This is a genomic window from Streptomyces sp. NPDC002785 (genome assembly GCF_040295565.1).
Lineage (GTDB): Bacteria > Actinomycetota > Actinomycetes > Streptomycetales > Streptomycetaceae > Streptomyces.
Genome location: NZ_JBEOVN010000286.1, coordinates 1 through 7,160 on the forward strand (window position 1 = coordinate 1; position 7,160 = coordinate 7,160).

Consider the following 7,160-nt stretch of genomic DNA (forward strand, 5'->3'; position numbering starts at 1 on the left):
GTCCGGTCCACCCAACCCCGCCACCCGCGCCCGCACCCGCTCTGCGAACCGTGACCGGGCGGGCTGCTCCGGCCTCCCCGGTCGCCGATTAGGATCGACACCCTGATGACTGCCACTCTCGTCGCCAAAGACCTCGCCGCCGGACACGGCGACCGCACACTCTTCGCCGGACTCGACCTCGTTGTCGCGCCCGGTGATGTGATCGGTCTCGTCGGAGTCAACGGCGCCGGTAAATCGTCCCTGCTCCGGCTGCTCGCCGGACTCGACAGGCCGGAGGAGGGCGAGCTGCGGCTCTCCCCGCCCACCGCCACTGTCGGCCACCTCCCTCAGGAACCGGAGCGGCGTCCGCAGGAGACCGTGCGGCAGTTCCTGGGCCGCCGCACCGGCGTCGCCGATGCCCAGACCGCGATGGACGCCGCGACGCAGGCCCTCGTCGACGGGGCGCCGGGCGCGGACGACGCGTACTCCGAGACACTGGAACGCTGGCTGGCTCTCGGCGGTGCGGACCTGGACGAGCGCGCCGAGGAGGTCGCCGCCGACCTCGGACTGACCGTCGGCCTCGACCTGCCGATGACCGCACTCTCCGGAGGCCAGGCAGCCCGCGCGGGCCTGGCTTCCCTCCTGCTCTCCCGCTACGACGTCTTCCTGCTCGACGAGCCCACCAACGACCTCGACCTGGACGGCCTGGAGCGGCTGGAGCGCTACGTCTCCGGGCTGCGCGCAGGCACGGTCGTCATCAGCCACGACCGCGAATTCCTGATGCGTACGGTCACCAAGGTCCTCGAACTGGACCTGGCCCAGCAGCAGATCAACCTGTACGGCGGCGGATACGCGGCCTATCTGGAGGAGCGCGAGCGGGCTAGCAGGCATGCCCGTGAAGAGTTCGAGGAGTACGCCGACAAGCGCTCCGCCCTCGAAGGCCGCGCGCAGATGCAGCGCGGCTGGATGGACAAGGGCGTCAAGAACGCCCGCCGCAAGGCCACCGACAACGACAAGGCCGGCCGCAAGTTCCGCAGCGAGTCGAGCGAGAAGCAGGCCGCGAAGGCCCGGCAGACCCAGCGCATGATCGACCGGCTCGAGGTCGTGGACGAGCCGCGCAAGGAGTGGGAACTGCGGATGGAGATCGCCGCCGCACCTCGCTCCGGCTCGGTCGTGGCAACGTTGCGCGAAGCGCAGGTCGTACGCGGCGACTTCGGCTTCGGCCCGGCATCCCTGCAGATCGACTGGGCGGACCGGGTCGCCATCACCGGCGCCAACGGAGCGGGCAAGTCCACCCTCCTCGCCGCACTCCTGGGCCGCCTCCCCCTGGATGCCGGGCACGCGACGCTCGGCTCGGGCGTGGTGGTCGGCGAGGTCGACCAGGCGCGCAAGCTGTTCCACGGCTCGGAGTCGCTCCTGGAGGCGTTCTGCGCGGCCGTCCCCGACACCGAACCGGCCGAAGTCCGCACGCTGCTCGCCAAGTTCGGCCTGCGCGCGGACCATGTGATGCGTCCCGCGACGACACTCTCACCGGGCGAACGCACCAGGGCGGCACTCGCCCTGCTCCAGGGCAGGGGCGTCAACCTCCTCGTCCTGGACGAGCCGACGAACCACCTCGACCTGCCCGCGATCGAGCAGCTGGAATCGGCGCTGGAGTCGTACACGGGAACGCTGCTGCTGGTCACGCACGACCGCCGGATGCTGGAGGCGGTACGGACGACGCGGCGCGTCGAGGTGGTGGACGGCAAGGTGAAGGAGATGTGAGGGGCCCCTCAGGCATCTCCAGCCCGGCCGGCGCTGGAGGACATCTCTTGAGCCCCTTCGGCGTTCGAGGAGCGGGGTCCAGGGCGGAGTCCCGGTTCCGGGAAGGGATGGGGAGGGGGCGGCCCGCGCAGCGGACCCCACCCCACCCCGCCCCGACGTCAGCCCCTCTTGCCGCCCTGCTTCGGATCCGCCAGCCCGGCCCGCCGCAACGCATCCGCCATCGCACTGTTCACGGGCGCCGGTGCCGGACGAGCAGAGCCGCCGCCGGCACCGCCACCGCGCCGGTCACGGTCCTGACCGCCCTGCCGCTGCCGCTGCTGCGGCGGCCGGCCACCCTGGCCGCCCCGCTCGCCCCGCTCACGCCTGGGCCCGCCGCCCTGGCTCCCCGCTCCCGTCGACGCCTCGTCGTCCAGCCGCAGCGTCAACGAGATCCGCTTCCGCGGAATGTCGACATCCATGACCTTGACCTTCACGATGTCGCCCGGCTTCACGACATCCCGCGGGTCCTTCACAAAGGTGTGCGACATCGCCGACACATGCACCAGGCCGTCCTGATGCACACCGATGTCCACGAACGCACCGAACGCCGCGACATTCGTCACGACGCCCTCCAGCACCATCCCGGACGCCAGATCACCGATCTTCTCGACGCCCTCCTTGAAGGTGGCCGTCTTGAACGCGGGACGCGGGTCACGCCCCGGCTTCTCCAGCTCCTTCAGGATGTCGGTGACGGTCGGCAGGCCGAACTTCTCGTCCACGAAGTCGTCGGCCCGCAGTGACCGCAGCACACTCGTGTTGCCGATCAGCGAGGCGACGTCACTGCCTGTCCGCTTCACCATCGCCCGCACCACCGGGTATGCCTCCGGGTGCACGCTCGACGCGTCCAGCGGATCGTCGCCCCGGATGCGCAGGAAGCCCGCGCACTGCTCGTACGCCTTCGGGCCCAGCCGCGCCACATCCTTGAGCGCCTTGCGCGACCGGAAGGGCCCGTTCGCATCGCGGTGCGCGACGATGTTCTCGGCGAGTCCCGAGCCGATTCCCGAGACCCGTGAAAGCAGCGGCGCCGACGCGGTGTTGACGTCGACACCGACACCGTTCACACAGTCCTCGACGACCGCGTCCAGCGAGCGCGACAGCTTCACCTCGGACAGGTCGTGCTGGTACTGGCCGACACCGATCGACTTCGGGTCGATCTTCACCAGCTCTGCGAGGGGGTCCTGCAGGCGTCGCGCGATCGAGACGGCACCGCGCAACGACACGTCCATGTCGGGGAGTTCCTGCGAGGCGAAGGCCGAGGCCGAGTACACCGATGCGCCCGCCTCCGACACCATCACCTTGGTGAGCTTCAACTCGGGGTGCTTGTCAATGAGTTCACCGGCGAGCTTGTCGGTCTCGCGGGACGCCGTACCGTTGCCGATCGCGATCAGGTCGACGTCGTGGGTCTTCGCCAGCTGCTCCAGTCTGGCCAGCGACTGCTCCCACTTGTTCGCCGGGACGTGCGGGTGGATGACATCCGTCGCGACGACCTTGCCGGTCGCGTCGACGACGGCAACCTTCACACCCGTACGGAAGCCGGGGTCGAGCCCCAGCGTGGCGCGCGTCCCGGCCGGCGCGGCAAGCAGCAGATCGCGCAGGTTCGACGCGAAGACGCGTACCGCCTCGTCCTCCGCCGCCGTACGCAGCCGCAGCCGCAGATCGATACCGAGGTGCACCAGGATCCGGGTCCGCCAGGCCCAGCGCACGGTGTCGCCGAGCCACTTGTCGCCGGGACGGCCGCGGTCGCCGACTCCGAAGCGCCGGGCGACCATGTTCTCGTACGTCGAAGGGCCGGGCGCCTCGGAGGGCTCCTCCGGCTCCAGGACCAGGTCGAGCACGTCCTCCTTCTCGCCCCGCAGCATCGCGAGCACCCGGTGCGAGGGCAGCGCGGTGAACGGCTCCGCGAAGTCGAAGTAGTCGGCGAACTTCGCCCCCGGCTCCTCCTTGCCGTCCCGCACCCTGGCGGCCAGCCGCCCGCGCGACCACATACGCTCACGCAGCTCACCGATCAGATCGGCGTCCTCCGAGAATCGCTCGGTGAGGATGGCGCGGGCCCCCTCCAGCGCGGCCGCGCCGTCCGCGACGCCCTTGTCGGCGGCGACGAAGGCGGCGGCAGCGGCGAGTGGCTCCACCGACGGGTCGCCGAGCAGTCCGTCGGCGAGCGGTTCGAGCCCCGCCTCCCTGGCAATCTGCGCCTTCGTGCGCCGCTTGGGCTTGAACGGCAGATAGATGTCCTCAAGGCGCGCCTTGGTATCGGCGGCCCGGATCTGCGCCTCCAGCGCCTCGTCCAGCTTGCCCTGCTCGCGTACCGAGTCGAGGATCGCCGTACGGCGGTCCTCCAGCTCCCGCAAGTAGCGCAGCCGCTCCTCGAGCGTGCGCAGCTGCGCGTCGTCGAGCATCTCGGTCGCTTCCTTGCGATAGCGCGCGATGAACGGCACGGTCGACCCGCCGTCGAGCAGCTCGACGGCCGCCTTCACCTGCCGCTCGCGTACGCCGAGCTCCTCGGCGATCCTGCCTTCGATGGACGTCGTCACGGTTCTACCGACTCGCCTTCTCGTACTGGCTGTACTGGCTGTGCTTACCGGGGCGGGGCCCCTCGCCTGCATTGTGCCGGGTGGCCGGGCGCCGTGTCGCCCGGCCACCCCAGTCGACCGCGGGCCGGTGTGCTCAGCCCTTGCCCATCAGGTCCTCCGGGAAGGCGCCCGCCGAGGCGGCCGTGAACAGGAACCCGCGCGCCAGTTCGGTCAGCCGTTCCACACCCTCCGCGCCCAGATGCTCGTACGGGGCCCGGTCCATCCGGTCCGTGGCCTCCTCCAGATCCGCCCGCAGCGCGACGCCCGCCTCCGTCAACTCACCCTCGCCGTCCAGGAGTCCACGCCCGCGCAGCCGTTCGACCGCCGCGTCCCAGTCGCTGCGGTGCCAGCCACGGGTGGCGAGAATCCAGTTCGGGTTCATCCCCTTGCCGGTCGCCGTGTGGCTGACCAGGGCCTCCACCGGGTCGAGACCGGCCGCGACGAGAGCCGCGAGATGCCCGTCGCCGCGGTGCTCGCGCAGGAGCGTCCCGGCGTGCCAGTAGGCCAGGTGCGGCTGCTCGGGCACCGTTAGATCGGCGTGTGCGGCGTAGAGCGGCCGGGCGTGTCGGGTGCACGCCTCGGCGGCGCGCAGCGCCAGCGCGGCCACCTCGGCCATGTCGGGCGAGGCGATGATCTCCTCGCCCAGCAGTCGGCGCAGCGTGGAGTCGGCGGCGCGCAACCGGGCCTCCAAGGCCGCCTGCGGCGATACGACGGACCACACGGCGGGCAGATGCCGGGCGACGAGATCGTGGTTGAAGTTGTAGAAGGTCGCGGTGACCGTGCCGGGGCCGACGGCGCCCAGCGCCGCCGCCCGCGACGCGATGTAGGTGGCGTTCGGATCGTCGATGCCGAGTTCCCCGAACTCCTTGCCGAGGTCGGGGGAGAAGTAGACCGTCGAGTGCAACGGGTTGATGGCGTTGTGGCAGCGGCGTCCGGCGTGCGGCGGCAGATTACTCATGCGAGCACGTTACCGACTGACCGTTACGCCTGGTAACCCCCGGGTGACGCCCCATGGGTGCGGACTCCGACACGGCAGAAAAGGTGGGCATTTCGTCATTGCGGCCACGCTCCAGGCTGCCCAGGATGGCAGTCATGACGCAGCGATCCGTACTCGTCGTCCTCTTCGACGGCGTTCAGAGCCTCGATGTGACCGGTCCGGTGGAGGTCTTCGCCGGGGCCTCCCACTTCCCCGGGGCCGCGTACGAACTGCACACCGCCACCCTCGACGGCGCCCCGGTCCGGACCAGCAGCGGCCTGACCCTCGTCCCGGACAGCAGCCTTGCCGACGCCGAACCGCCGCACACCCTCCTCGTCCCGGGCGGCCAGGGCACCTGTACCCCCGACACGGCACTCGTCGACTGGCTGCGGGACCACGCCCCGCACGCCGAACGGCTCGTCTCCGTCTGTACAGGGGCGCTGCTGCTCGCCGCGGCCGGACTGCTGGACGGGCACCGGGTGACCACGCACTGGACGGTCTGCGACCACCTCGCCCGCAGCCACCCGGCCGTCGAGGTCGACCCGGATCCGATCTTCGTACGCGACGGCAGGCTGGCCACCTCCGCCGGAGTCACCGCCGGCATCGACCTCGCCCTCGCGCTCGTCGAGGAGGACCACGGCCGGGACATCGCGCTCACCATCGCCCGCCACCTGGTGGTCTTTCTGCGCAGACCCGGCAACCAGGCCCAGTTCAGCGCCCAGCTCACCGCCCAGACCGCCCGGCGCGAACCGCTGCGCGAAGTCCAGCACTGGATCACCGAGCACCCCGGCGACGACCTCTCGGTCGACACGCTCGCCGCCCGCGCCCGCCTCTCGCCCCGGCACTTCGCCCGCGCCTTCCAGGCCGAGACGGGCCTCACACCGGGGCGATACGTCGACCGTGTACGCCTCGAACACGCCCGTCGGCTGCTGGAGGACACCACCGACAGCGTCACCGGCATCTCGCGCGTCTGCGGCTACGGCACCCCGGAGGCCATGCGCCGCGCGTTCATCAAGGCCCTCGGCACGGCACCCGCCGAATACCGCCGACGCTTCCGACCCCAACCCGTCATTGACTGACCGAGCGAAAGGAACACCATGCAGATCGCCATCGTCCTCTTCGACCGCTTCACGGCACTCGACGCCGTCGGACCCTACGAAATCCTCTCCCGCATCCCCGGCGCCGAGACCGTCTTCGTCGCCGAGCGCACCGGCCCCGTGCGCAACGACAACAGCGGCAGCCTCGCGCTCGTCGCCGACAAGACCCTCGACGACGTACCCGCGCCGGATGTGGTGATCGTTCCCGGCGGCCCCGGCCAGAGCGCTCAGATGGAGAACGAGACGCTGCTCGGTTGGCTGCGCGCGGCCGATGCCACCAGCACCTGGACGACCTCCGTCTGCACCGGCTCGCTGCTGCTTGCCGCGGCCGGCCTGCTGAAGGGACGGCGCGCCACATCGCACTGGCTCGCCCTGGACGCCCTGAAGACGTTCGGTGCGGAGCCGACCAGCGAACGCGTCGTCATCGACGGCAAGTACGCCACGGCCGCCGGTGTCTCCTCCGGCATCGACATGGGGCTCACCCTGCTCGGCCGGATCGCGGGCGACGAGCACGCCATGGCCGTACAGCTGCTGAGCGAGTACGACCCGCAGCCGCCGTACGACGCGGGCTCACCAGCCAAGGCCCCGGCGGCACTGGTCGAGGAGTTCCGCACCAAGAGCCGCTTCATCCTCCAGTAGCCACGGGGGCGTCACGGCCCTGTCGTCCAGGTGAAGCGCGGCGCGCGCCGCTCCAGAAACGCGGCGGGCCCCCCCCCCGGGGGGGCCGCTACGGGG

General features: G+C 71.0%; 5 protein-coding genes. 3 read left to right on the plus strand and 2 right to left on the minus strand.

Annotated elements, in window-relative coordinates; all coding sequences use genetic code 11:
- Positions 1–105: 105 nt before the first annotated feature.
- Entirely contained in the window at positions 106–1,743 is a 1,638-nt protein-coding gene (locus tag ABTZ94_RS35180; protein ID WP_351207135.1) for an ABC-F family ATP-binding cassette domain-containing protein, read from the plus strand.
- Positions 1,744–1,901: 158 nt separating this feature from the next.
- Here ABTZ94_RS35180 and ABTZ94_RS35185 read toward each other — a convergent pair whose 3' ends face one another.
- Both ABTZ94_RS35185 and ABTZ94_RS35190 read right to left on the minus strand, forming a co-directional pair.
- Positions 1,902–4,313 carry a Tex family protein gene (locus tag ABTZ94_RS35185; protein ID WP_351207137.1) on the minus strand — a complete coding sequence of 804 codons (2,412 nt, stop codon included), beginning with the start codon at positions 4,311–4,313 and terminating at the stop codon, positions 1,902–1,904.
- 133 nt (positions 4,314–4,446) lie between these two features.
- Entirely contained in the window at positions 4,447–5,310 is an 864-nt protein-coding gene (locus tag ABTZ94_RS35190; RefSeq protein ID WP_351207139.1) for an SCO6745 family protein, read from the minus strand.
- Between the two features lie 134 nt (positions 5,311–5,444).
- On the opposite strand from ABTZ94_RS35190, the gene ABTZ94_RS35195 reads away from it, so the two are divergent.
- Positions 5,445–6,407, plus strand: a complete 963-nt coding sequence (locus ABTZ94_RS35195; protein ID WP_351207141.1) for a GlxA family transcriptional regulator — start codon at positions 5,445–5,447, stop codon at positions 6,405–6,407.
- A gap of 18 nt (positions 6,408–6,425) precedes the next feature.
- Positions 6,426–7,064 carry a DJ-1/PfpI family protein gene (locus ABTZ94_RS35200; RefSeq protein WP_351207143.1) on the plus strand — a complete coding sequence of 213 codons (639 nt, stop codon included), beginning with the start codon at positions 6,426–6,428 and terminating at the stop codon, positions 7,062–7,064.
- The last annotated feature ends 96 nt before the right edge of the window (positions 7,065–7,160 follow it).

What these genes read in the sequence shown, in the direction of transcription:
- ABTZ94_RS35180 (WP_351207135.1), top strand. Translation starts at nt 106, where the DNA reads ATGACTGCCACTCTCGTCGCCAAAGACCTCGCCGCCGGACACGGCGAC.
- ABTZ94_RS35190 (WP_351207139.1), bottom strand. Translation starts at nt 5,310, where the DNA reads ATGAGTAATCTGCCGCCGCACGCCGGACGCCGCTGCCACAACGCCATC.
- ABTZ94_RS35195 (WP_351207141.1), top strand. Translation starts at nt 5,445, where the DNA reads ATGACGCAGCGATCCGTACTCGTCGTCCTCTTCGACGGCGTTCAGAGC.
- ABTZ94_RS35200 (WP_351207143.1), top strand. Translation starts at nt 6,426, where the DNA reads ATGCAGATCGCCATCGTCCTCTTCGACCGCTTCACGGCACTCGACGCC.